Source organism: Spirochaetota bacterium (assembly GCA_038043445.1).
Lineage (GTDB): Bacteria > Spirochaetota > Brachyspiria > Brachyspirales > JACRPF01 > JBBTBY01.
The window spans coordinates 66,827-92,888 of the sequence record JBBTBY010000047.1; the positions used below are offsets into that span (position 1 = coordinate 66,827).

Genomic DNA, 26,062 nt, shown 5'->3' on the forward strand with positions numbered 1-26,062 from the left:
TCACTGTCCGGGCGATTAGCTCAATGGGAGAGCGCTTGCTTCACACGCAAGAGGCCATAGGTTCAATCCCTGTATCGCCCAAGTAAGACCAATTCCTCAAGGAGAGTTCCATGGAACAGATCATCGCATTGATAACCGGCATCGGCATCGTTCCGCTCGTGATACTGCTCATCCTGTTCTTCATCGCCATCGCGATATTCCTTTCGTTCTTTCCCATCGGGCTGTGGATAAACGCGATATTCAGCGGCGTGCATATCCCCATCATGCAGCTCTTCACGATGCGGTTGAGAAAGATACCCCCCTCGCTCATCGTTGAGAACAAGATCAAACTTTCGAAGGCCGGTATTGACATCATGACCGATAAGCTCGAGGCGCATTATCTCGCGGGCGGGAATGTGACCGCTGTCGCCAACGGCATGATCGCAGCGGACAAGGCCGGTCTCGGGCTCACGTTCGACAAAGCGGCGGCCATCGACCTCGCCGGGCGCGATCTCGTCGACGCGATAAAGACATCGGTCACGCCCAAGGTCATCGCTACCCCGTCCATCGCCGGTGTGGCCAAGAACGGCATTCAGGTGAAAGCGACCGCGCGCGTTACCGTGCGCACGCATATCAACCGCCTCGTCGGCGGCGCTGGCGAACAGACCATCATCGCGCGTGTGGGCGAGGGCATCGTTGCCACCATCGGCGGATCGGAAACGCATAAGGAAGTCCTTGAGATGCCCGACCGCATATCCCGCACCGTGCTTGCGAAGGGGCTCGATTCCGGCACCGCTTTCGAGATACTTTCCATCGATATCGCGGATGTGGATGTCGGCGCGAACATCGGCGCCATGCTCCAGACCGATCAGGCGGAAGCGGACAAGAAGATAGCGCAGGCGAAAGCTGAAGAACGCCGTGTGATGGCGGTAGCGCTCGAGCAGGAAATGAAGGCGCGCGTGGAAGAGATGCATGCGAAGGTCGTGGAGGCCGAATCGCAGGTGCCGCTCGCCATGGCGGAAGCGTTCCGCAAGGGTACGCTCGGCGTCATGGATTATTTCCAGATGAAGAACGTCGTCGCCGATACTGAGATGAGAAGCTCTATCGCGAAGGGCACTGACCCCGAGAAAAAATAGCGCTACGCACGTTCCGCGGACAGACGGCTGAGCAGGAATGTCCTGCCCTCGGCCCACATTTTTTTCGTAACCTCGTGTTTTACGTTCTCATGAACGCTCAGGCGGAGCTTGGCTTTGTCAGTATAGAGCGGGCGCACCCGCGCATGAAAATTCTCATTACAGGGAAGCTGCACGACATCGTCGGCACCGCCGTTGATCATCGCGAGCGGCCTGTCGACGAAGGCCGATACATGCTCGATGGGATCATAGCGCTTCACGAGCGGTTGAAGCCGTTTTTCATAATAGCGGTCGAATGCTTTTACATCATGCCCGTACTGCGCCGTCCGTAACCGCATGAGCGTATGATAATCGCCGCTGCCGATGAACGGGACCGCACAGTCAATGCGCGTATCCATGGCGGCAGCCATGAGCGTTACATGGCCGCCGAGGGAGAACCCGGTAACGCCGATGCCCGACGGGGCAATACCGATCCGCGCCGGGAGCATGCCGATGAGAAGCGAGATGTCCGACGCCGTCCCGACTATTATCTCATACATGATGTTCGTCATCGCGAGGAAATCGCGTGTGCTCCGACCGTGCCAGCGGAGCAGCGCCCGGCGGTCGACAAGACGGCGCCCGTGATTGCGCTGTTCTATCGTCACCGCCGTGCATCCGTGAGCGGCAAGATCGCGCGCTCTATCGATATTGCTTTCGATGTTCCCGCCCGCACCGTGCACGACGAACACAAGCGGCGCGCGAGCGCGTGCAAGCGACCCGAAGATACAGCATTCGATGCCGGCGATGCCGATGGTGATGTGACCCGTCCGGTCCATATCAGCCCCGCGGGAATAGTTTCCGCAGCGGCGAGTTCTCCATCTTATAGAGCACGATGGCGAGATCGGTAAGCACGAGCAGCCCGTTGATGATGTAAAGGATTATCACGAAATCGCGGGCGTAGAGCACCTTATGTACGATGCCCGCGCAATAGCCGAGGAATATGATGATGAGGAACAATATGCTTTTCCCGGCAACTGATGACGAGCGTATCGTTTTTATTATCGATATCGGCCAGCTTATGCCGAACGCGGTTATCATTATCGCTTCAAATATGCTTATGGTCATGACTGCATTCCTTGCTTAGAGTGATGGCAGTATACAATATCGAACGTTCAGCGCAAGTCGATGGGAACGCCAGTGCGCGACTTTCATTTGCGGGTGCACTATCCCGCCAGTTAATAGTGCACGGGGTTTTAACCCCGTGTTTGATTTATCAATAGATGACCACGGGGTCAAGACCCCCGTGCTCTTTCCCGACAAAGGAAAGCCACTCACGGAACGCCAACGTCATCAACGTTCATCCGTTGTCCATCATTCTGCCGCTGATCATGCGATCAATGCAAGCGTGTTCCTGTACGCGATATCCATGACATCTTCCGTCGTTGTTCCGCGAATAACGGCTATGCATGCAGCGGTGTGCACCGCGAATGAAGGTTCATTGGACGTCCCGCGCATCGGCACCGGGGCGAGAAATGGGCAATCGGTCTCAATAGTGAATCGATCGGCGGGGACGAAGGCCGACGCTTCGCGGATGGCATCAGCGTTCTTGTAGGTGATGTTTCCCGCGAAGGATATCAGATATCCGAGATCGAGCGCTTTGCGGGCGAACTCTCTTCCGCCTGAAAAACAGTGGAACACGCCGCGCGTTACGCCCGATGCACGAACGATATCGATGGTATCGTCCGCGGCGTCGCGCGAGTGTATGAGCACCGGGAGCGAAACGGACTTCGCGAGGGTAAGCATTCGGGAGAACACCGCACGCTGTCGGTCCGCAGGGGAATTGTTGCGGTAGTAGTCGAGCCCTGTCTCGCCGACGGCACAGATGCGCTTTTCCGCCGTATTGAGCGACATTATCTTCTTTTCGAATGCGGCGACATCGTCCTCGGTGAAATCCTTCGCGTCGTGGGGATGCAGCCCCGCCGCGATGCGGACATCCGGGAAGTCCGCGAGAAGTCCGATACGCGCATCGAGATCGTCCGGGCGCACACCGGCATCGATAATGAGGCGCTCGTCCGAAACGGGTATGCGCCCAAGGGCGGCGGCAATAGCGGTACGATCAGTATCTGAGTAGGTGAGATGCGCATGACTGTCGATGAATTTCATCAGAAAATGACATTACTCGAAACCGAGCATTCTGCCCGCGATGATGTGGAAATGCACATGCATGACCGTCTGTCCCGCTTCGGCACCGCAATTGGTGATGACGCGGAAGCCTTTTTTATCGAGGGACATATCGCGTGCTATCGTCTGTATCATCGAGAGACATTCGCCCATGAGCGCACTGTCAAGGCCGAGTATATCCGGTACATGCCGCTTCGGAAGAACGAGGATGTGCACTGGGGCCTTGGGCGCGATGTCATGGAACGCTATTGCATGATCGTTCTCGGCGACCTTCCTGGAAGGGATAGCGCCGCTCGCTATCCTGCAGAATATGCAGTCCTCGTCATGGGGCTTCATCCGTACGCCGCCTATTTCAGCGATTTGTAGATGCGGAACACGGTGCGTATCGATATGCCCGCATCGATATAGTGCGACGCACCGGCGTTATCTTCGAAGAATGAATAGCCTGCATATCCTTCAGCGGCAACGCCGAACGTGTCGGACAGCCACAGTGTATAACCGAGTATCGCCCTTGAGAATATCTCACCCCGGCGAGCGCGGTCGTCGTCGGCGAACACGCCGGGAACCGACAGATACACCTTGCGCTGCAGCGCCGATTCGAATTTATAGCCGAAACCGATGCCTGCGTACAGCTCGGGGGAAAGCCGCGTGAGGAAGAAGGCGCCGAGGTCGAGCATGCTGAGCAGGAACACCCGGTCAATGCCGCCGAACGGACGCGGCGCGATGGAAAGCTCATAGCCGAACATTACCCGAAAGCCGTTCATGCCGAAGAACGTGGTATCGACATTGAGCATAAGCCCGGTGGTCGCGAGCGTTCCGCGGAATTCATCGGATAATGATGCGACCGAATATTTGAAACCGCCGAAGGGGGCGAGCGCGAGATGCACCTCGGTCGACGCTACCCTCGTATCACCGAGAACGGGGTTCTCGACCGCGGGCCGGCCCTTTACACCGACGAATTCATTGACGGCGGCGGCGGCGGCCTCATCGATGCGGTCGAATGACGGCGCTATCTGCCTGCTCTTTCGTTCGACCGTTCCCGTCTGCACATCGGCGTATTCCGTATCGATGGTGTAGATATGCCCGATACGGGAAACGACGCCGTATATCACTTTATCCGCAGACACGAGCTTGCCGATACGTACCGCGCACTCGCTTTCGGCACATCGTTCACGGGAACTGTTCATGAGCGCATCGACACGCGCGCGATCGATGAGACGCAGCGGGGACGATACCACCCTGCTCCGTATCGCGTCCGAGATGGCCTTTACCTCCACCGGCGTCGTATTGTTCCCCGAAAGGAGATCGATGACGGCAACACGGGTCTCACCGGCGCCGAAGGCGGTCGAGAAACAAAGGAGAGTACAGAAGAAACGATTCATGGAACATGTCCTTATCGGCGTCGCTGCTCAGTATGAACCGAGTATAGCGGTAGATGGTAAAAATGCAATATCACGTCACTTCCGCGGCAGATAGCGATAGGTGTCGTCGAGCAGAAGCCCTATCTTCGCCTTAAGGAGCAGGATGTCGTACTGCAGGAATGAGAAATCCCGCTTTGCCTCACGGAAACGCTTCTCCGCTACATAGAAATCGATGAGCGAACGCACCCCGAGGCGATAGCTTTCCGACATCATCTTATAGTTGAGCTCCGCGCTCTTCAGACGCTTCTGGGAGATCGGGATGAGCTCGATGCGGTTGTTGTGGAGCTTGATATTCTCGGTAATATCCTTGAGCGCGGTGCGCCGTGCAAGCTCGATATCCGCTTTCGCCTGTTCAACGGCATACATGCTTTTCGTCATTTTGTTGAGATATACATTGCGGTCCCATAGCGGCAGCGAGAAGGCGAGCGACAGCGTAACATCGATGTTCCTGTTCCTCGTCCACGCGCCGGCGTAGTACGTATGCTTCTTCCAGTCGGCGCTCGCGGCGGCGGTCACCGTCGGCACGAAACGATCGAGCACCGACGATGTCAATGTTATCTCCTGAACGGCGAGCGCATTGCTCGCGGCACGCATCGCTGAAAGCCCGCGCGCGTTGGCGGGTATCGTCCCCGGTCCGAGGGCTATCGGTTCGAACGGGAGCGGGAGCTCGACATCGGCTACCGATTCGATATCATCGAGCAGCAGCTGCTGCTTCAGGCGCGCAATGGTCGACTCGAGCGTTATGCGGGCGAGCTGCGTCGTATAGACATCGTTGTCGTATTCGGCGAGCGCGTTGATGAGATCGAGCTCGCTCGCATTGCCGGACTGCTTCTTCGACTTGACGAATTCATACTGCGTCCGCGAGATCTGCTCGTTGGACAACGCTATCTCTACTGACAATTTATCCTTGAGCACATCGATATAGACAGCGATGGTCTCATACAGCGTTGTTTCATTGAACTGCTCATACGCGATACGCGCATTCTCATAGAGGAGCCGATCGACGGCCTGGCCGACGAAGAGGTCCTTGCCGATGCTGAGCGTTGATGAGAGCCCTGCCGATACGCTCTGCGCGTTCGTCACCGGGCTCGCAGCAAGGTCATAGCTCCCGCTCGCCGTGATATCGGGGAGGAACCGCATCCACTGGCTCCCCACATCCACGCCCTGTATGTGCATGGCGATGCGCTTCTTCCTCAGATCGAGCGAATTGTTCGAAATGATGGCGGGTATCTCGGCAAGCGACAATGCGGAAAGCGCGGCCGCGCTCAGTATCGAAACGGCGCCGATGAGTGCACGTCGAACATGATGCATTGCCTTCTCCTCTCCCGTGCCATGCCGCCGCTCACGAAGACGCATGGGGTGAACGGATTGTACGGCATTCAGGACAAAATTCAACGCCCCGCGGCGGGATCGGGCGTACACGGGCGTTTGCCTTTTTCCCGTGCACGTTGTATAGTAAGGTAACATAATATGATGCCCGAGGCTTGTCCGTGAAATTCAAGGCGCTGGTAACCGATGTGCGCTTCCGCCATTACGAGATAGAACGCGATATACTCGCGCCCGCCGGCATTGAGCTTGTCATCAACGAGAACGGCGACGACCTCGCGCACGCGGCGAAGGATATGGACGCGCTCCTTGTCAATCTCGCACCCATCGATACCGCGCTCCTTACGCATCTTGACCGCTGCCGCGTCATCTCGCGTTACGGCGTGGGCTACGACAATGTCGACCTGGCCGCCGCGAAAAAAAAGGGCATCGCGGTCACCAATGTCCCCGACTACTGCAAATACGACAGCGCCGAACACACGCTTGCGCTCATGCTCGCAGCCGCGCGGCGCATCACTGTCCATGACGGACGCATACGGAAAGGCGAATGGAACATCACCCAGGGCAATCCGGTGTTCCGCCTCCGCGGGCGAACGTACGGGATCATCGGGTACGGGCGCACCGGCAGGAACGTGCACCGCCTCATCAGCAATTTCGGTTTCGGCACCATCAATGTCTGTTCGCCGACGGCCGATGAACAGGAGCTTCGTGTCTCCAATGCCCGCAAGGTATCGCTCGAAACGCTCCTTCGTGAAAGCGATTTCATAAGCTGCCATGTGCCGCTCAACGATTCAACATTTCATATGATCGGCGAACACGAACTCTCCCTCATGAAACCCACCGCGGTATTCGTCAACACATCGCGCGGCAAGGTCGTGGACGAAGCGGCGCTCACCCGTGCCCTCAAGGCCGAGCGCATCGGCATGGCGGGGCTCGATGTGTTCGAGCAGGAACCGATCGCGCAGGACAGCGAGCTCAGGTCTCTTGAGAACGTCGTGCTCACCGACCACCAGGCTTGGTACAGCGAAGAATCCATCATCGAATTGAAGCGGCGCGTGGCGGAGAACGTCAAGGCCGTGCTCACCGGTACGGGCACGGCATCCATCGTCAATTGAACCATGGGCGACCTTTTCGACGGCATAGAAGAGCAAGAGATCGAGGAAGAGAAGAGAAAGGCCCCGTCATCGGATAGGCCGCGCATACTCGTCGTCGGCATGAACTATATCGGCGACACATTGTTCACCACACCGCTCATACGCGCACTTGCCAAACACCGCCCGAACGCGGTTATCGATGTGTTGAACGGTGTACGCGGAACGGCGATGCTCACAGAGAATCCGCATGTCGCGTCCGTCATCCCGAAGCCCGCGCGCGGCGACAAAAAAGCGATGGAGCAATTGATCGCACGCCTTGCCGAAACCCGATACGAGAGCGCCGTCATCGCATCAACATCGTTCGAAAGCGCATGGATACCGTATCGCGCAAAGATCCCCGTACGCTCAGGCATACGCTCAGAGCTTCGTTCGTTCATGCTCACGCATGCGCAGGCATCGAAGAATCGGCACATCATTCTCCGAATACTCGACGCGCTCGAACCGCTCTCCATACCGTCCGACGGCGTCCATATGGAGCTTGTGCTCACAAAGGCCGAGGAGAAAGATGCGATTTCCGTTCTATCGAAGAAACGGCTTGCGAAAGAGAAATTCCTCGTCGTGCATGCGGGGGCGACACGCCGCCAGAAACGCTGGCCGGTAGAATATTTCATCAAACTCATAACGACGTTCAGGAAGAGCGTCGGCGCACCGGTCGTGCTCATCGGCGGGCCCGAGGACGCCATGCTCAATACGATAATCGCCGCCGACTGCAAAAAATCGATAGCGCTCGATCTTACAGCAGCGGTGAGCCTCCGCGTACTCGCCGGCGTCATCAGGAACGCCTGGGCCTTCGTCGGCAATGACAGCGCGCCGCTCCATATCGCTTCCGCGATGAACGTTCATACCGTGGGCCTCTTCGGGCAGACCGATCCATTGGTCTACGGGACGCTCCACGAGGGCGGTACCATCATATCGGCACGGCAGACGTGCCCGCCGCTGAAGCGAGCACTCTGCTCGGTGACCCGAGGATGCCGCGGCGCCGCCTGTATGGATAATATCACGGTGGAAGAAGTGCTCGACGCGCTGCGCGCTATCTATTCCTGGGCGTGAAGCCTCATTTACCGATGACATAAATGTGGCTGACCTCGATGGTGTTTGGTGTCGCAGTGTTCATCCCTACCTCTATGCATTCTGCGAGCGACGGATCGAACTGCGCGTTCTGATTCCCCGCCCCCTGCGGCGCCAGATCAGCGAACGGGACATAGACCGCATGCCACTCACCGTCGGCAGCCATGAAATCCGACCTTCGGAAGAGCGCCGTTCTTGTCCTCGCATTGAGATCGATGAACGATCCTTTCTTCGCCATCCGTACCCGAACAAGGAACCCCGTGTCGGACGGAGTAAAACGCTCTCCGGACAGCGAGAACTGCGGGTACGCCCATCCGCTTTTGAACTCGAGATCCGCACGGAACAGGCCCGATGCCGCGCTGAACGAACATTCACCCGGGCTTGATGTGTTCTTTTTCCATCGCAACAGGTCCGTCACGGGCAGCTCACGCACCGAACCATGGCGTGCGAGATGCTCTTCCAATGTTCCTTCCATGAGAAGCGGGATAGCGAGGGGCGAAGGCGCAGCGCTTCCCCCGATCGCCGCATTCACCTTGATGAAACGTACTTCCGAAATATCCAGTGCACGCGAAGCGTCGATGGCGTTCCACACCAGATCCGACGCCCCGAGGGACGGGATCGTTATCGGTCCCAATGGATACCGTTCTCCATCTCCGGGGAGCGCCAGCTCTGCGCGTGCCGATATCGTGTTGGATGAAAGATTATCAATGCGAACTTTTATCGTCATCGAACGGGCTGTCTCCCGTGTTATCCCGTATTTCGAGGCGGCGCGCTGCGCGGGGAACGCATCCTCAGAGAGCTGAAGGACCACGGGAGAGGCACGGCGTTCGCGTGCCATCGGTCTCTCTCCCATGGCGTATAAGCGCATCGCCGATGTATCCGTGCGTAAGGAGTCGCGTATATCCCTGGTCCTGACGATGACATAGCATATCCCGTCCGGCACCGGAATTGATCTCCCGTCGGCGGTGAGCGCCCTGCCGTCTATGCCCGCAACGTGTACCGACGGAAAGGGGAATGCTGCGCTTGAAGAGGTATTCTCCCCGGTGAAAACGATGACCGTCGCCATTTCGCCCTTCATGCCGGAGAACACACGCGCGCGCTTGATCGATGTATCAGCAACAGCTAGATCACCGATATACCTCGTACCGGACAATGCGCTCACGCAGTAGGCGTAGGCTGCAAGGCTCCGGAGCGGGGTGAATTCCTGCCCCATCATCCCGAAATTCTTTTTGCCCTCGATGTAGTAGAGAAGGCAGAACGGGAAAAAACGTGCAACGCCAGAGGCCCGGTCTTCCACCGCTTTCCCGATGATCTCAAGCGCGCTTTTCGAATCGCTCACACGATCGGGTCTCGCCGTACCTGCCGGCCATGACCAGCCGCTCTCGGTATGCCAGAGCGGCATGGTCTCACACCCGTACCGTTTCAGCCACGCACGCGCTCGTGTGACAAGCGACTCGGCGGCGAGCGTGCTTTCATAATCGTGATAACTGAACACATCGGCATCATCGAGCATGCCGTTCTCTCCGCACGCGGTGAACCAATCGCTCGGCGGGAGCGTGCCGGTCACTCCGGCGACGACGGGAACGGCGGACCGCATCGATGCGAACGCGTAGCTTACCGCCTTTACCTGTACGGGATAGAAATTGCCCGGCTGCGACCTGAGGTCGGGTTCGTTCTGCACCTCCGCCGCTTTCCATCGCCCCGTGAAATGCTCTATCATGCCGCGATACATGGCCTGCGCTCCGGATTGATCGAAAGGCCATTTCTCCTTGCCGCGGAGATACACCGGCGATCCGTGCATGAGCTCAAGGACATCGACACCGTTCTCACGATAGACTGTGCGGATATCGTCATAACGGTAGTCCTTGTTCCAGCTCCATGCGTCAGGACCGGAACGGATATCGCCCAGGTTCACCCTTTCCCGTGCGATGGAAATACCGCACCGGGCGATGATGCGTATCAGCCGTGCGCGAACATCGGGGCGCTTCTCCGCCCATGACATCCATGTATCCATCCCGAAGAATGTATCGGCATTCGATACGGGATCGATCGATACGACGCCGAAACGCTCCCCGTCCGTGAAAGATATCTCATAATATCCGCGCGGGAGTTTCAGCAGAAGCCGATACGGACCGTCATCCGTCCGCGTCAGCGTTTCCGTACCGATGATGCTTCCTGAATAATCGTATACGGTGCACGACAGTGCGCTCTCCGCCTCTTTGTTGGTGAAATATATCGATGAAGCCGTATCCGGCGCGATGAAGAACTGAGTGATGTCCGCCGGCAGGGACCCGCAGTTGACACCGGGAATGTTCGTGTCCGCGGCGAAACACATCGTATTTACGAATACCGAGAGGAGTACAAGGGGCACATTTCGACAGATCATCTTTTCATCTCCCGGCCACGGACCGATCGTATTCCGCTGTTCGGGAAAATATACTGCGAACCGATGCTATTTACAATGGACGAATCAACCGCGCTTGTACTTTTCGCCATTGCTCGCTTCTCGTATCGACAGCGGTGATCCGTATCGAATCGACATAAGCCGTGCTCGGTCAAAAACGCGATCGCAGGTATGATGATATATCATGTCCGCCGTATATCTGCGGATCGCATCAACGCCCCTGTGCCTTCCTGTACAAATCATCCTGTTTTTCCGCGCTTGCCGCGAACGGCACCAGCGTCAGCGCGAACGAGAACGGCTCGTTCTTCACGCGATACTGTTCGAACGTCGCCGGTCCGCAGCTCCCGCTCCCCACGCCGCATTGCCTGTGGTCGAGATGGACCGTGAGGAAATCGCGTTCTTCAAGATCGTATGTATGCGTCGCTTTATCGAGATCTTCCATGGTGAACGTATGTGCACTGAAATTGAAGTGCTCTCCCGCGACGAACAGTCCCGTACCGGAGGCGTCGGTGAACGATACCCATCGCGCATCCTCGCGATTGCCGTTCTCCTGCGGGTAGATATACGGCGTGTAAAGCGCATCGACGCCCGCGCGGTAGCGCCCGACAAGGTTCGCCGCCTTCGAGTCGACATAGGATTCACCGGGGCCGTGTCCGTACCAGTCGACCATCGACCGTTCTTTCGACATTGTCATGGTGAGGCCGATCCTCGGGAGATGCGTTATCACTTCCATCGGGTTCTTGCTGTCCGGTGCGACGGTATGCGGCGATGTCAGTCTGAATTTCCCGGAAGTCGTGAGCGTTACCGCCCCGTCGGGATGTATCGTGTAGCGGTATTCCACATCGAAGCCGGTGAAGAACACCGGCGGTGCGATGCGGCTTTGTATCGTAACGACAGCGTTCTCGCCGTCTTTCTTGACCGAACATGATACCGTGCGATGCTGCATCTCATCAAGGCGCGCTTTCTTCCACTGCTGAAAGAGCGCACCGTCCCACGGCGACCAGTGCGCGTCATTGTCGATGGACGCCCGCCAGACATTGAGCACGGGCCCCGTTTCGATGACATCATTGCCGCGGTATTTCCATTCGCTTATTCTCCCGAACACGCGGTCGAACACTATCGAGAATTCCGCTCCTGCTGCGGTTATCAGCGTTCTCGTCTCGTTCACGGTGACCGGCGGATATTTTGCGGCGAGGACCATCTTGCCCCTGGATGCCGTTACCGGAACGTAAACCTGACAGTGCGCCACTTCATGACCGGACTTCGCCCAACTCGTGTCGGCACCGAGCGTGAACCGGAGATTGAGGAAATACTCCGCGCCGCCCTTCGCCTCGGGCTTCTTCATCGGTATAACGACCTCTTTCTTTTCGCGTGAGGCTATGGACAACGGCGCGAGCACGCCGCTCTCAACGACGATGCCGTTCTCAAGGAGCGACCAGCTCACGGAAAGATGCGAGAGCGATACATGATCGTAGCGATTGGTGATGGCAACTTTACCTGCCGCAGCGTCCACTGCCTCGACGAGCACGGGTTCTATCCATTTCTTGAATTCGATGAGCCCCGGCGAGGGCGTTCTGTCAGGGAACACAAGACCGTCGCAGACGAAATTCCTGTCATGCGGCGTTTCGCCGAAGTCGCCGCCGTACGCGTACCACTTCTCGCCGTCCGCGGTGAACTGCGTAATGCCGTGATCGCACCATTCCCAGACAAAGCCGCCCTGCATGTTCTTCTCCGACCAATACAGGTCCCAGTATTCCTTGAATACACCGGGACCATTGCCCATGGCGTGCGCATATTCGCAAAGTATGAACGGCCGCGCGGTATCATCGGTCTGTGCCCATTTCTTCCACACATCGGGATGCGGGTACATCGCCGAGAAGATATCGCTGCAGGCCGCCTCGCGCTCCCACGATTCGCCCTTCTCCCGCTTGATAAGCGACGGACGAGATGCGCCTTCATAATGTATCGGCCGCGTGGTGTCGCGCTTTTTCGTCCAGCGGTTCATCGCCTCATGATTGACGCCGAAACCCGATTCGTTGCCGAGCGACCATGAGAATATCGACGGATGGTTCTTGAACGCCTCCACCATGCGCTTCATGCGGTCTACACAGAGATGCTCCCAGTCCGGCCACATCGAGGGGTTCTTGCCCTCGTCGTAGGTGAAGCCATGCGTCTCAAGATCGCATTCGCACATGACGAAAAGGCCGAGCTCATCGCACAGTTCGTAGAATTGCGGGTCGTTGGGATAATGCGATGTGCGCACCGCATTGATGTTGTGCCGCTTCATGACAAGCAGGTCGAGCTTCATGTCCTCGTAATTAACGGCACGGCCTTTGTCCGGATGCGAATCGTGGCGATTGACGCCGCGCACCATGATGGAGCGCCCGTTGACGAGCACGTTCGCGTTCTTTATCTCCACGACGCGGAACCCCGTGCGCATGGATTTCACACAGACGGTTCTCCCGGTGCTGTCAGCGAGGGTGAGTACCAGTGCATAGAGATACGGCGTTTCGGCCGTCCACTTTTTCGGTGCATTGACGGGGATGGACAGGACGAGAGGGGAGTCCTTCCCTGCTCCGGACGATACGCTTTCCTTCGCCTCTGCGATACGCTTCCCCTCATCGTCGAACAAGGCCGCCGCAAGCGAGACATTCGCGGACGCCGTCGTCGCGTTCTTGACGGCCGCTTCAATGCGAAGCGTGCCGTTCTCATACTTCCCATCGAGTTCGGTCTTCACGAACACATCATGGATATCGATAGTACTCTGCGCAATGAGATATACATCGCGAAAAATTCCCGAGAGCCACCACATATCCTGGTCCTCGAGATACGTCCCGTCCGACCACTGGAACACTTCCACCGCAACGACATTCTCGCCGGTCTTGACGTACTTCGTTACGTCGAACTGCGTTACGAGCCGGCTCCCTTTGCTGAATCCGACCTTTACACCGTTCACCCAGACATAGAACGCGCTGTCCACGCCGTTGAACGTAAGTTCTATCGTTCGCCCCTGCCACGATGCGGGGACGTAGAAATTCCGCCGGTAGCAGCCGGTAGGATTCTCCGTAGGCACGTTCGGCGGATCGACGGGGAACGGATAATTGACATTGGTGTAATGCGGGCGGCCGTACCCGTTCAACTGCCAATGCGACGGCACCGGCATATCCGCCCAGGCGCTCGCATCGAATGCCGCATCGCTGAAACGCTCGTCGACGAAGAGGGGGTTGGCATAGTAGCTGAACTTCCATGTCCCCGAGAGGAGCAGGTAGTAGGGGGATGATTCTTTCACGCGCGTAAGCGCTGAGGCTTCATTGTCGTACGGGATGAGCACGGTGTGCGGCTCCATGCGGTTAATCCCGGCAATAGCATTATTCTCCCAGTCGTTCATGGCGGCATCCTTATCAAGTGATGATTCGGATGCTTATACTAGCTCTACACGAAGAGTATGTCAAATTCCGATCGAGACCGTCGCGAAAAGAGAGAACAAGGGGCTTAAGCCCCTTGCTCTCATCGATTCTGATGATGTTCGTTGTTTATAAAGGTGCTTTGATTGTCGGATGGTATTTTCGCAACAGTCTCGGATCGCCCTGTCGGATATCGCAAAGGGTCTCTACGCCGGTGCCAGACGCTCGACTACCTTCTCGAAATGCGTGCCGAGTATCGACAGCTCGATGGCCAGCGGCAGGAGAACGGGTTTTGTGAAGAACGTCCTTGACAATAATCCCCAGAAACGGAAACGCGACCGCGAAAAGATGCCTATCCGTATGAAGCTTCGGATCAAGGGCTTGAGCTGCTCGATGGAGAACGAAGGATGGTGCATCGGCTTGAAGTCCTTGAGGAACGTACGCACCCGTTCATAATATTTCTTCGGCGAATAGATCGTGGCAAGGATCTCCTTAAAACCGCTGATGAGGGTGCTTTCCGGCATGCGCGACTTGAAATTGAGGAACCCGTCCGTGTTCTCGCCGGTAGTGACCGATTTCAGCCGCTTCTCGGCCTTCAGCCTGTCCCAGAGCCTGGTCTTGGGCATTGCGTTGAGAAGCCCTACCATTGCGGTGACGACGCCGGTCTTCTGTATGAACTCTATCTGTGCCTTGAAGATGGTTATCGGATCGCTGTCGAAACCGACGATGAAACCGCCCATCACCTGAATACCGTTCCTGTGGAGTATGCGCACCGATTCAACGAGATCGCGCGATGCGTTCTGATGCTTGCCGCACGCCTCAAGCGCCTCTATCGACGGCGTTTCGATGCCGAGGAACACCTTGTTGAAATTGGCCGCGCGGAGGAGCTTCATGAGCTCGTCATCATCGGCGAGGTTCGTGCTCGCCTCGGTGAGGAAATGGAACGGGAAACCGTGCTTCTCCTGCCATGCGATGAGCTCGATGAGCATGGCTTTCACCGAACGCTTGTTGCCGATGAAATTATCATCGACGATGAACACACCGCCGCGGTAGCCGTTAGTATAGAGAGAATCGATCTCATTGATGAACCGCGCTGTCGCTTTCGTCCGCGGTGTCCTGCCGTTCATGATGATGATATCGCAGAACTCGCAGTTGAACGGGCAGCCGCGCGAGAACTGCACCGCCATGGATGAATAGTCGCGGAGCTTGATGAGCGACCAGAGCGGGATGGGCGTCGTATCGATATCGGGGCGCAGCTCGGAGGTGTACCGCTTCTTCGCCGTGCCGCGCTTAAGATCGTTCAGGAACAGCGGGAGCGTTATCTCGGCTTCATTGAGAACGAAATGATCGACGCCGCTGTATTCCTCATGCTGCGTGGTAAAGAGCGGCCCGCCCGCGACAACGGTCTTTTTCGCAGCATTGCATAACGCGATGACCTCTTTCGCCGAATCCTTCTGGACGATCATAGCGCTGATAAGGACCATATCCGCCCACGCAATGTCCTCGGGCTTCAATTTCCGCGTATTCATATCAACGAGCTTCTTATCCCAGGTATCCGGCAGCATGGCGGCGACCGTAAGAAGACCGAGCGGCGGAAATGCCGCTTTTTTCGAGATATACTTCAATGCTTCGGAAAAACTCCAGAACGTGTTTGGATACTTCGGGTAGACTAACAGAACATTCATTGCTGACTCCTGTGCCGGTTCGATCCGGATGCACGATCGCGGGGCTTCTGTATATCATATGAACTTAATAAACGCTCTGGTGAAGTCAAGGACGGCGGCACGTGCACATGCTCCGGATACGCTCATTTGCATAACGATATGAGCGTGATATACTCCGTCCGCAAGGAGTCCTTCCATGCTCAAAAAACTGCCCCGCATGTCTTTATGGAATACCGACATCCCCGGCGGCGCATCCCTTGACGGCAATGCGCCTACGCTCGATCCGTTCATTCTCGAAGGAAGGACGACCGGTGTCATCGTCGTATGCCCCGGCGGGGGGTATGCGCAGCGCGCGCCGCATGAAGGCGCACCGATAGCACAATGGCTTAACGCGAACGGCATATCCGTCGTCGTCTGCAATTACCGCGTATCGCCTCATCATCACCCGTTCCCGCTCATCGATGTGAAACGCGCCGTGCGCACGGTACGCGCGAACGCGAAGGAATGGAACATCGACCCCGCACATGTCGGCGCGCTCGGATTCTCCGCGGGCGGCCACCTCGTCTCCACGCTCGCGACGCACTGGCATTACCATGAGAACGTCGAGACCACGGACAGCATCGATGCGCTTTCCGCGCGGCCGGACACGATCATTCTCTGTTATGCCGTCGTATCGCTTGTCGAACCGTTCGGGCATACGGGCTCGATGAAGAACCTGCTCGGCGAGAACGTGACCGAAGACATGAAACTTTTCCTTTCCAACGAGAAACACGTGCGCGCGGATACGCCGCCGGCGTTCCTCTGGCATACCTCCGACGACCCCGGCGTTCCTCTGGACAATTCGCTCGTCTTCGCATCGGCGCTCCGTAAGAACAATATCCCCTGCGAACTGCACGCCTACGAATCGGGGAAGCACGGGCTCGGTCTCGCAAAGGATATCCCCGATGTCGGCGACTGGACCACGCAATGCATACGGTGGCTTAAGCGCAGGGGATGGTAATGCGCGATACGATATCGCTCTCTCACGGCAACGGCGGGTATCACATGCGAACGCTCATCCGCGATATGTTCTCGCGGAAATTCGGCACAAGCCTTGCAATGGACTACGACAGCGCCGTGCTCACTGTCTCCGAGCGAATAGCGGTGACCACCGATACATTCACCGTCAAGCCGCTTTTCTTCAACGGCGGCGATATCGGCAAGCTCGCCGTTTGCGGCACGGTGAACGACCTTGTCGTCTCCGGCGCTCAGCCGAACTATCTCACCTGCGCGCTTGTCATCGAAGAGGGTTTTTCCATAGCGGAGCTTGGCCGCATCATAGACTCGATGGCATCTGAGGCGAAAGCGAACGATGTCTCCATCGTTACCGGCGACACGAAGGTCGTGCCGAAGCACGAAGCCGACGGGATATTCATCAATACGACAGGCATCGGCGTGTTTAACGATGCGCCGATTCGGGGCGTCATGAAGGAAGGCGATGCCATCATCGTGACCGGGGACATCGGCCGCCACGGTGCCGCCATCCTCGCTCACCGCGAAGGCCATCGCTTATCGACGACGCTTGCAAGCGATGCGGCTTCTCTCCTGCCGCTTATGAACGTGCTTTCGCCGTTCCGCAATAGCATACGCGTCATGCACGATCCGACACGCGGCGGGCTTGCGCAGACGATACATGAATTCATCACGGCGTCCGGCACAGGCGTAACGCTCGAAAGCGATGCGATACCGATAGCAGAGCCCGTACGCGGCATCTGTGAGCTCTTCGGCTTCGATGCGCTCTATCTGGCATGCGAGGGCCGCGCGGTGATGGCCGTCGACGCGGATGCTGCCGACGAAATAGTCTCCTCGCTCAGAAAGCATCCCCTCGGGAGAGAGGCCGCGCGCATCGGCACGGCAACGCCGGAAAAGAAGCTCCTCATGGCAATGCCCTATGGCGTCCGCAGGCAGATAGAAGAGCTCGGTGAAACACCGCTCCCGCGGATATGCTGATGAGCGCCATGTACCGCATCATCGATGCGAACGTCAATCGCCTCCGCGAGGCTCTTCGCGTCATCGAGGACATCATACGCTATCAGCGCGACGATGCATCGGTATTCGCCGTCTTGAAGCGCCTCAGGCACGTCATCGAATCGATAACGAGGGGCATCGACGATGAACTTCTCCGCGCGCGGAAAAGTGATGCGGATGTCGGAAAGCGGACGCTTACCGACGGCGAGAAGGAACGCCGCGACAGCACGCATATACTCCGTGCGAATTTCATCCGTGCGGAAGAAAGTGCGCGTGTGCTCGAGGAAACGCTTAAGACCATCGATGCGGACAAAAGCGAGACGGCAAAAGAGATACGATTCACGTTATATACTCTTGAAAAAAGGATACTGGCGGGCACTATGGGCAAAAAAAAGATCGGCATCAATGCGGCATTCTTCGACGCACCGTATACCGGCTTCGGTCGCTACACGCGGACGCTCGTGAGCGCGCTTCTTGCGCTCGACACGAAGAACGATTATGTGCTCTTCGCGCCGAACGGAATTTCGCTCCCGCGGAGCCTGCACCGCCGCAACGTACGCGTCGTGCCGCTCGGGAAGCAGCTCTGCGAACAGGGACATCGCCATTGGGACCTCCACTTCACCGACGAAGCGGATTTCATCAACGAGCATGTCGATGTGCTCTTCGTACCGTACAATACGCCGCCGCAGCCGCAGGCCAAGGGATACAAACTCGTCATAACGGTGCACGATGTCATTCCCCTGCTCGGGCTCGATCCCTACGCGGTCATCCGTCATCCCTCGCTCCTTGCCGGGCTCTCGCTCTCGACCTACTCGCTCTTCTCAAAGGATATGCGCTATGTCCGCACGCATGCCGACAGGATAATCACTATCAGTTCACACTCGCGCTCGGATATAGCGCGCGTTCTCCGCGTGCCGGAAAAGAACATCGATATCGTCGCGAACGCCGTTGACTTCCATGCAGATCCCGCCCGCGGTGCAAAGCGGAAGGGATACATCCTCTACGTCGGCGGCATCGGCAAGCGCAAGAACCTCATGGGCGTGCTCCGTGCCTACCGCATGCTCTCGCCCGAGATGCGCGCACAGAACAGTCTCGTCGTCGTCGCCCCGACGGCGGGAACGAGGTATCAGCGCTTCATCGATACGAACGGACTTGCCGCATCGATAACCGTTCACGATCGCGTCGATGAGAAAAAACTCGCCGAGCTCTACCGCAACGCAGCGCTTTTCGTCTTCCCGTCACTCTATGAAGGTTTCGGTCTTCCGCCGGCCGAGGCTATGGCATGCGGCATACCGGTGGTAACAAGCGAGAGTACATCGCTCCCGGAAGTGACCGGCGGCTTCGCGCATTACTGCGACCCCTATCGCCCGAAAAGCATACACGATGCCGTTGTGCGGGCCTTGAACGAATCGGAGTTGTTACGAAAAAAAAGGATAGCCGACGGGCAGGAATATATCCGCTCGCATTTCAATGCGAAAGCGCTCGCTCAAAAATTGCGTGATGTTCTTGTCTCAGTTTAACGAAGCGTGATCTTCCAGGACCATTTCGGGAGCGCATATCGCCCTGCCGCACCGACGCGGGTACATCCCGCTGTGTACGCTTCGCATTCTGCGTACAGTATGTATGTGCCGTGCGCGAGCGTTTTACCTGTCGTTGTCTTTCCCGTCCAGTAGAACTGCGTCTGCGTCTTGCCGGATATCGAATATATCTTGTGCATTTCATGGATGAGATCGCGCGATACTATCGATGTGCCTTTCACGCGACGTGCGAAGATGCGTATGTCGGCATAGCGCGCGGTCGACGGCATTGCCGCAGCGAAGGTGACAAGGAGCGGCTGCGCAGGGGATGCCGTGCGCTGTTTGTTATAGTCGATGATGATATCGGTTATGACCGGTTTCGATCCGCGAACGGTCCTTACCGGCGCTGCCGGTCTGCTTGCCGGCTTTTTTTTTATCGATGCATGCGTCGCTGCTATCGGCTTTACCGTCTCTATCGGTTCCTCTGCGAGGGACATCTTCTTGCCGATCGGCGGTTCTTTCATTCTCGGGGTCTTGCGCGGGATATCCTCATCGATACCGGCATTGGTCGCTTCCGGCTCATCGATGATCGATGCACGCGGTATGACCGCATTCGAAGCCGGGGTCGAGTAGAGGAAAGTAATATCGTTCGTCGGGGATGCATTCGCTGCCGCAGGGTTCTCTTCCGCCTGCGTAACGATATCGTCGGCCATCGATACCTCTTTTTTACCCCGGAATTCCCTGATAATGAGGACAACCATGAGCACGGCGAGGAGGCCGAGCACTATGGCAATGGGAATGCCGATCTTTTTGAGTGAATCCGTATTCATTGTCGTTATCTGTATTATCGTACGGAATGGGGGTGGGCTTTATCAAAAAAGAAGGGGGGGGACAACCCCTAACCCCCAGCCCCTTCCCCCTTATTAAAGGGGAAGGGGAGCGCTTGTTGTGTTACAGAAATTATCGTATGAATGAATTTCTTCTTGGCGTTCACTTCGGCTTCGCTCAGTGCATCGCTTGGCGGCTTGGCGTGAGGCAAGTCTTCGTCTTCGATTCAATAATAAATAAAATCGGAAAAGAGGAGTTCACGCGAAGGCGCGAAGACGCGACGAAGAGTGGAAAAGAAGCGTGCAATACAGTTGTTACTCCCTCATATCCATATGCTATCACAGGATATGCGGCTCTTCATAATTTTTATTTAAGGATCAGGAGAAGAAGGGGAGCACCACGATGAACCGGATTAACCGGATTTCATTATCGATGTAATCCGGCTCATCCTGTGCATCCTGGTGACTCTTCTCTTCCGACGCTATCGTTCTCGAATATCTATCTCGAGGCGAATTGCATGTACCCTCCGCCCTGCGTACATCCCGCACGTCTCAAGAAGGGAGAAGAAAAGAACTTAGACGCGGATCACACGGATTATACAGTCGCTACACCCGCATATTCTTAAACTATTACTTGATATGCGGCCTCAATAAATACTCACGGCGATCAATGGGAAAGAGAAGAAGTCTCTCACGGAGACCACGGAGCTCACGGAGAGGATCATATTCTTCGCGAGCTTCGCGTGGAATATCCCAGCATAATGGAAATAAAAGAACAAAGAAGATGTCACGCGACGGCGCGAAAACGCGAAGGAAAACACAAGAAAAGATGAATACAATTTTACACCAAAGACGCCGAAAACACCGATTAGAGACAGGAGACATAAACGCGGATTGCTCGGATAATCCCGACCACTACATCCGCATATTTTCAAGTCTTCGCATGATATGCGCCTCCAAGAACACCTTGCAAAACCAGTTTGCAAGTGATTCGCATCTACATTCTCGAAATATATTTTACAATAGGCCAATCGGCTGCAGCAAAATCGAATTTAAACAATTCATCCACCTGCGCCCACTCATAATGATCATGAACGGAAAGCTTTATTTCGCCGGACTTATACTCAACAGCGTATGCAATTAATCGTATTTTCTTTTCATCATAGGCATAAATTGATTCGGTTATATATTCGCCAATGTCTACTTCTATGCCGAGTTCTTCGGCCAACTCTCTCTTAAGGCATTCTTCAGGTTTTTCATTTGGTTCAATCTTCCCCCCGGGGAATTCCCATTTCCCTCCAAGGTGCTCTTTGGGAGCACGGCGCGCAACAAAGACCTTGTTGTCCTTCTGTATTACAGCCGCAGCCACATCGATGTGATTTAGCATATTTTTCCACCTATCACGCGACAGACATGCGAACTGTGTTTCGTATCAACTTCCCCGGTAATGGCTGATGTAATTTCCATGTAATGCTCATTGGATTGTTTCCAATATGACTTACGTATTCTGCCGTTCCAAGAAAGTAATATGGGGATGCTATATTGTCATCCTGCTTGTTTTCTCGAACAAAGAGCAAAATATATGCTCCTTGGCTTTTATGGTTTATATATCGTTGCCCAGTTGGAGAATGCTCGCCAGTTGTACTTTGTGATTGCCAATGAAAATGATCGGCATCAATAGCATAGTCTTCATACATCGTTGTTGGAGAATAATCCTTTTCCGTTTTATTGAGAGTTATAAAAAAAACATCTGTATTTAATTCCTTAACATGCTTGACTCCCTCTCTAACGGAGGGGGCATTACCAACGGTCCAGTGCCCTATTCCGGAAAATATTTCATCCCGTGTATAGCAAGCATGGACTGAAAGTGCACATGGAAAAGGAAGTACGGGCGTATAAACCACGGCATCTGCAATTGAATACAAATATTCAACAAGCTCACAAAGTTCTGCCCATATTGTTTTGTTTCGCTTTATCCGAGCTATGTTTTCACCAATAGATTTTTCTGGCGGTTTACCATTCCACATTGAAAAGCAGACCATAGTCAATAGCATATTGATTTCAACATTATTACCAGAGGCTTCAGTCGTTTTATCATTGACTTCAGCAAGAGCTTGCGACAGCAACTTAATATATTTTGCGCTATTCTGATGACAAAAGCGTCTCAGCCCTCTTGTCAATACATCTTCGTCTGGTGCAGTGAAATCCGGTTTTATTCCAGCACGAACACAGAGCCGAGACCAAGATCCTCGTTTGTATAATTCTTGGGGTTTTATTCCGTAGAAATCTAGAAAACCTCCAAGTGTAACATCAGACTTCCTTTCATTCGCAAATTCCCGAATGCGTTCCAAAAATCCCGCAGTATTCCCATAAGAAAGCCCCTCGCTAATATTTTCAAGAACATATTGCTGAGCTAATTTCTCCATTTCGATCATGCATCCTGCGGGCAGGCTTGGAAACGACTGAATAATCTCTGTTTCTAAATCCCTGGGAGTACTGTCAATCAATGCTTTGAAACGTTCCTCGAAATTGAACCGGCGATGTGCTTTGCTTACAAAATCAAGAACCGTCAAATGTTCCTTCCCCTGCGATAGACGAAGCCCACGTCCAAGCTGCTGCAAAAATACGGTCAAACTTTCTGTTGGCCTAAGAAAAAGGATTGTATCGACCTCAGGAATATCAACGCCTTCATTGAAAAGATCAACCACACAAAGGAAATTTATTTCGTAGTTTTGGAGTTTTGAAATGGCGGAACTACGCTCATTTTCCGAGGATTCTGAAGTGAGGGCAGTTGCCTTGATCCCCCCTTCAACGAGCTTTTTAGCCATGAACGATGCATGCGCTTGTGACACACAAAAGCACAACCCTCGTGACTTTGATGGGGCAAGGAGTATTTCGTTTATTTTCTGCATGACGAGCATCGCACGCGCATCGTTCCCGTTAAGCAATCCATCAAGCGCTTTTCTGTCATATCCGCCGCGAGTCCACTGCAGGCGCGAAAAATCAACAGTGTTATCAGCGATACAAAAGTACTGGAATGGAGAAAGCAGTTTGCGATTAATTGCATCAGGCAAGCGCATCTCGGCAGCAATGTGGTTATTAAAATAATGTAGTATATCTTGGCCATCGGCTCTTTCAGGCGTGGCCGTAAGCCCAAGAAGATGCTGGGGTGAAAAGTGTTCCATGAGACATTGATAACTAGCTGCCGCTGCGTGATGGAATTCATCTATTACAATATATTCATAAAAGTCAGGGGGCAATGTTTCCCACAGACGTTGCGTATTGAATGTCTGGACAGAGATGAAAAGCTGCTGTTTATCTATCGCCTGACTTTCCCCAACCCAAAGCTCACCAAAATTCTGGTCCCGCAACACATTACGAAATACATTCATGCTTTGTTTCAATATTTCTTCACGATGGGCAACAAACATCATTCGCGTGCGCCTTGGACGCTCAAAACAACGAGCAAAGTCAAATGCTGCAACGACGGTCTTTCCAGTACCGGTCGCGGCAACCACTAAATTTCTGTTCCGTCCATGAATTTCTCGTTCTGCTTTTAGACGGTCAAGTATTTCTTGTTGATAGGCATATGGATGTACGTCGAAAAAAGACAAATGAGAATCAGATGTTACGCTATTGCCAGTGCGTTCTTTATCTAATGCTGAAGCAAGTCGCGGAAGGTCCGCACAGGAAATACACTCAAACTCCAATGAGCGCTGATATGTTTCAAATGCCGCCTGAGTTTTTCGCCAGAGATGTGGGGAATCAGCTTCGCAGATCTTAACATTCCACTCAAGACCTTCAGTCATCGCAGGATTAGAAATATTTGATGATCCAACATATGCAGAAGAATACCCTGTGTGGCGTAAAAACATAAATGCCTTCGCGTGTAGCCGAGTACGCTTGGTGTCAAACGATACCCATACCTTTGTGTTCGGAAGGTCAAGCAAATACTTTATCGCCTTAATGTCTGTAGCTCCGAGGTATGATGTTGTAATAATACGTAATGGGCGATCTTTCGTGAGCTTTTCTAGCTCTTCTTTGATTATTCGAATCCCGCTCCATTTTATAAATGATACAAGAATGTCAACTCGATCGGCCGAAAGAATTTCCTGCTTCAGTTGGGACACTAACGATGGATCACCTCCAGTCGCGGTTAAAAGACTGCCGACAGCCAAGGATGTATCTGGCCTATGCGGAATCTCAAATACCTCATTATAGATTTGTAATAAACGAACAGCCTCAGAACATATTTTTGATGCTACGTACCCATCACTCTCATTTCTTATATTTAGGACTGATAGAATATCGTTGCACAAATCAACCTGTTTTTTAAGTTTATCCTCTCCAGTAATCGCACGTAACTTCTCTTCAACAACACATTCAATATGTTGTGCAAGTGCTATATGGCTATCAGCTTCATCGAGCTTTTGTTTATTATAAAGCAATCCGCGCTCAAGGCGAGAAAGACGTTGGTCAAGCAACTCAGTAACTATTTTTTCGTAAAGGCCAACAGGTAATTTATTGTCCATATTATCTCTAACCCATGATGTTGGATAGAGAGAATAGATAAAAGCCAACACCACCAATGGAAGTATACCCCAGGCGTAATGTAGTGTCAAACAGCATGATCTTCATGCGATTAACCTCTTCCAAAAATCAATAAGCTTTCCCATACACCCTCTCCGGCACTTCCATCGTCGCTATCTTCCACCTCCCATCGATCGCCGACAAACCTCCCACGATACCATGTTCGATCGGCACGTATTTTCCTACAGGGATATCACGCCGATCCGATATCGTGTAGTACATATATCCATCCGGAACGGTATTTTTCACCCGTGCAAGGCAGACGGCATGACATATTCGTTCTCCCCCGCAGCGACAGAGGGCTCATATCCCCAAAAGCGCAATGCCCCGGCGGTCATTCCCACCCAGTCATCGCAGTCCCCGCCGCCCTCCGGCAGAGACTTGTATCCCGTGGCATGCACTTTTATCCGCATCTTTACTTCCCTCCTCCCTCTTTCTCCGTGCCCGCTGAACCTCCGTGGCCATCCCTTCTTCGCCGCGTTTCCCGCGCCTCTGTGCGGCATATCTTCTCTTCGCTCTTTTTTTCGTCGCGCCTTCGCGCATGCACTGAGCCTGCCGAAGTGTCGTCGCGTGATTTCCCTTCTTTGAACCCTGCCTTCTGTTCCCTTTCCGTGGCATACGCTTTTATCCGTGTCTTTACTTCCATCCTCCCTCTTTCTCTGTGCCCTCGGTGGTTATCTTCTCTTCCCTTACCCTCCGCATCCTGCTGCTTTGTCCAAAATGTATCACAAAACGCCTCATATACCTCCTCCGGGTGATGCGAAAACCTCCCATATCACTCCTCCGAGTGATACCCGTGATCGAAAATATGGTGCATATTCTACGCGCACAGGAATGTGCGACCGTATTTTCCTTCGGGGGATACGAAATAAAAGAAAGGAGGCATATATATGCCGCTCTCAACAACGGAGAAGATCGGTTTCTGCGAAGCAGTCATCGACTTCATGCAGAAGAACCAGACGGACCTTGACGCGAAGGGGCTCAAGGTCGACGGCTGGATCAAGGAGCTTGCCGCGCAGAAAAGCGACGCGGTAACGCAGAACAATGAGCAGGAGGCGATGAAGGCGAAACAGCGCGAAAAGACGACGCTTTCGACATCCGCGCTTGTTGCGCTCTACGAGAACGTCTCGAGCAAGCTCGACGCGGTCATCGGCACGCTCGGAAAGAAGAGCGAACTGGCGGTACAGGCAAAGCGCCTGCGGAGCAAGATACGCGGCGTGAAGCACGAGCTGAAGAAAGCGAAGGAGGGGAATGCCGCTTAGTCCGATTGGATATCGGAAAGGGAGAGATGGGTCGGGGCACAGCGCTCCGGCCCTCTTTTTTTGCTGAAATGACTCTCGGCACAGCGAGTTAGACTCTCGGCACAGCGAGTTAGACTCTCGGCACAGCGAGTTAGACTCTCGGCACA

21 protein-coding genes and 1 tRNA gene are annotated in these 26,062 nt (G+C 54.6%); 8 read left to right on the forward strand and 14 right to left on the reverse strand.

The features are described from left to right. The first annotated feature begins 9 nt into the window (after positions 1 to 9). Together AABZ39_07400 and floA are read left to right on the forward strand one after the other, a co-directional pair. A tRNA-Val gene (locus AABZ39_07400) sits at positions 10 to 81 on the forward strand. Between the two features lie 29 nt (positions 82 to 110). Continuing rightward, a complete protein-coding gene (gene floA, locus AABZ39_07405; protein ID MEK6794585.1) occupies positions 111 to 1,115 on the forward strand; it encodes a flotillin-like protein FloA in 1,005 nt (334 codons plus the stop codon). Positions 1,116 to 1,117: 2 nt separating this feature from the next. Here floA and AABZ39_07410 read toward each other — a convergent pair whose 3' ends face one another. From AABZ39_07410 to AABZ39_07435, 6 genes are all read right to left on the reverse strand, one after another. Then, entirely contained in the window at positions 1,118 to 1,927 is an 810-nt protein-coding gene (locus AABZ39_07410) for a prolyl oligopeptidase family serine peptidase (GenBank protein ID MEK6794586.1), read from the reverse strand. A gap of 1 nt (position 1,928) precedes the next feature. Beyond that, on the reverse strand, positions 1,929 to 2,216 hold the full coding sequence (locus AABZ39_07415; protein ID MEK6794587.1) for a hypothetical protein: 288 nt from the start codon (positions 2,214 to 2,216) through the stop codon (positions 1,929 to 1,931). Positions 2,217 to 2,477: 261 nt separating this feature from the next. Continuing rightward, on the reverse strand, positions 2,478 to 3,254 hold the full coding sequence (locus tag AABZ39_07420; GenBank protein MEK6794588.1) for a TatD family hydrolase: 777 nt from the start codon (positions 3,252 to 3,254) through the stop codon (positions 2,478 to 2,480). A gap of 12 nt (positions 3,255 to 3,266) precedes the next feature. Next, positions 3,267 to 3,608: a histidine triad nucleotide-binding protein gene (locus tag AABZ39_07425; protein ID MEK6794589.1), complete on the reverse strand. Its 342-nt coding sequence runs from the start codon at positions 3,606 to 3,608 to the stop codon at positions 3,267 to 3,269. A gap of 11 nt (positions 3,609 to 3,619) precedes the next feature. Further along, complete coding sequence (locus tag AABZ39_07430) at positions 3,620 to 4,654, reverse strand: hypothetical protein (protein ID MEK6794590.1); 1,035 nt, start codon at positions 4,652 to 4,654, stop codon at positions 3,620 to 3,622. A 75-nt stretch (positions 4,655 to 4,729) separates the two neighbouring features. Continuing rightward, the gene (locus tag AABZ39_07435) at positions 4,730 to 6,004 is read right to left on the reverse strand and encodes a TolC family protein (protein MEK6794591.1); all 1,275 of its coding nucleotides are present in this window, start codon (positions 6,002 to 6,004) and stop codon (positions 4,730 to 4,732) included. 179 nt (positions 6,005 to 6,183) lie between these two features. Here AABZ39_07435 and AABZ39_07440 point away from each other — a divergent pair, with 179 nt between their 5' ends. Continuing rightward, positions 6,184 to 7,134, forward strand: coding sequence for a C-terminal binding protein (locus tag AABZ39_07440; GenBank protein ID MEK6794592.1), 951 nt, complete (start codon positions 6,184 to 6,186; stop codon positions 7,132 to 7,134). A gap of 3 nt (positions 7,135 to 7,137) precedes the next feature. After that, the gene (waaF, locus tag AABZ39_07445) at positions 7,138 to 8,223 is read left to right on the forward strand and encodes a lipopolysaccharide heptosyltransferase II (protein MEK6794593.1); all 1,086 of its coding nucleotides are present in this window, start codon (positions 7,138 to 7,140) and stop codon (positions 8,221 to 8,223) included. 4 nt (positions 8,224 to 8,227) lie between these two features. Here waaF and AABZ39_07450 read toward each other — a convergent pair whose 3' ends face one another. From AABZ39_07450 to AABZ39_07460, 3 genes are all read right to left on the reverse strand, one after another. After that, the gene (locus tag AABZ39_07450; GenBank protein MEK6794594.1) at positions 8,228 to 10,627 is read right to left on the reverse strand and encodes a hypothetical protein; all 2,400 of its coding nucleotides are present in this window, start codon (positions 10,625 to 10,627) and stop codon (positions 8,228 to 8,230) included. 229 nt (positions 10,628 to 10,856) lie between these two features. Further along, entirely contained in the window at positions 10,857 to 14,033 is a 3,177-nt protein-coding gene (locus tag AABZ39_07455) for a glycoside hydrolase family 2 TIM barrel-domain containing protein (protein MEK6794595.1), read from the reverse strand. Between the two features lie 222 nt (positions 14,034 to 14,255). After that, a complete protein-coding gene (locus AABZ39_07460; protein MEK6794596.1) occupies positions 14,256 to 15,734 on the reverse strand; it encodes a DUF4070 domain-containing protein in 1,479 nt (492 codons plus the stop codon). Between the two features lie 175 nt (positions 15,735 to 15,909). Between AABZ39_07460 and AABZ39_07465 the strand changes: the two genes are divergently transcribed. From AABZ39_07465 to AABZ39_07475, 3 genes are read left to right on the forward strand one after another with little or no spacing between them, the layout of a single operon-like run. Continuing rightward, positions 15,910 to 16,713 (forward strand): alpha/beta hydrolase, encoded by an 804-nt coding sequence (locus tag AABZ39_07465; GenBank protein MEK6794597.1) that lies wholly within the window; start codon positions 15,910 to 15,912, stop codon positions 16,711 to 16,713. Beyond that, on the forward strand, positions 16,713 to 17,702 hold the full coding sequence (gene hypE, locus AABZ39_07470) for a hydrogenase expression/formation protein HypE (protein ID MEK6794598.1): 990 nt from the start codon (positions 16,713 to 16,715) through the stop codon (positions 17,700 to 17,702). The genes AABZ39_07465 and hypE overlap by 1 nt, the downstream gene beginning before the upstream one ends. Next, complete coding sequence (locus AABZ39_07475) at positions 17,702 to 19,240, forward strand: glycosyltransferase (GenBank protein ID MEK6794599.1); 1,539 nt, start codon at positions 17,702 to 17,704, stop codon at positions 19,238 to 19,240. Before hypE ends, AABZ39_07475 begins: the two co-directional genes overlap by 1 nt. On the opposite strand, the gene AABZ39_07480 is transcribed toward AABZ39_07475, so the two are convergent. The 5 genes from AABZ39_07480 to AABZ39_07500 all read right to left on the reverse strand — a co-directional run bounded on the left by AABZ39_07480 (position 19,237) and on the right by AABZ39_07500 (position 25,067). Then, a complete protein-coding gene (locus AABZ39_07480) occupies positions 19,237 to 20,067 on the reverse strand; it encodes a hypothetical protein (protein ID MEK6794600.1) in 831 nt (276 codons plus the stop codon). The genes AABZ39_07475 and AABZ39_07480 overlap by 4 nt on opposite strands. A 994-nt stretch (positions 20,068 to 21,061) precedes the next feature. Then, complete coding sequence (gene mutT, locus AABZ39_07485) at positions 21,062 to 21,451, reverse strand: 8-oxo-dGTP diphosphatase MutT (GenBank protein ID MEK6794601.1); 390 nt, start codon at positions 21,449 to 21,451, stop codon at positions 21,062 to 21,064. A 13-nt stretch (positions 21,452 to 21,464) separates the two neighbouring features. After that, on the reverse strand, positions 21,465 to 24,596 hold the full coding sequence (locus tag AABZ39_07490) for a DUF3427 domain-containing protein (GenBank protein ID MEK6794602.1): 3,132 nt from the start codon (positions 24,594 to 24,596) through the stop codon (positions 21,465 to 21,467). 127 nt (positions 24,597 to 24,723) lie between these two features. Beyond that, positions 24,724 to 24,876, reverse strand: a complete 153-nt coding sequence (locus tag AABZ39_07495) for a hypothetical protein (protein MEK6794603.1) — start codon at positions 24,874 to 24,876, stop codon at positions 24,724 to 24,726. A 23-nt stretch (positions 24,877 to 24,899) separates the two neighbouring features. Further along, positions 24,900 to 25,067 carry a hypothetical protein gene (locus AABZ39_07500; protein MEK6794604.1) on the reverse strand — a complete coding sequence of 56 codons (168 nt, stop codon included), beginning with the start codon at positions 25,065 to 25,067 and terminating at the stop codon, positions 24,900 to 24,902. Between the two features lie 477 nt (positions 25,068 to 25,544). On the opposite strand from AABZ39_07500, the gene AABZ39_07505 reads away from it, so the two are divergent. Further along, positions 25,545 to 25,916: a hypothetical protein gene (locus AABZ39_07505; GenBank protein ID MEK6794605.1), complete on the forward strand. Its 372-nt coding sequence runs from the start codon at positions 25,545 to 25,547 to the stop codon at positions 25,914 to 25,916. The last annotated feature ends 146 nt before the right edge of the window (positions 25,917 to 26,062 follow it).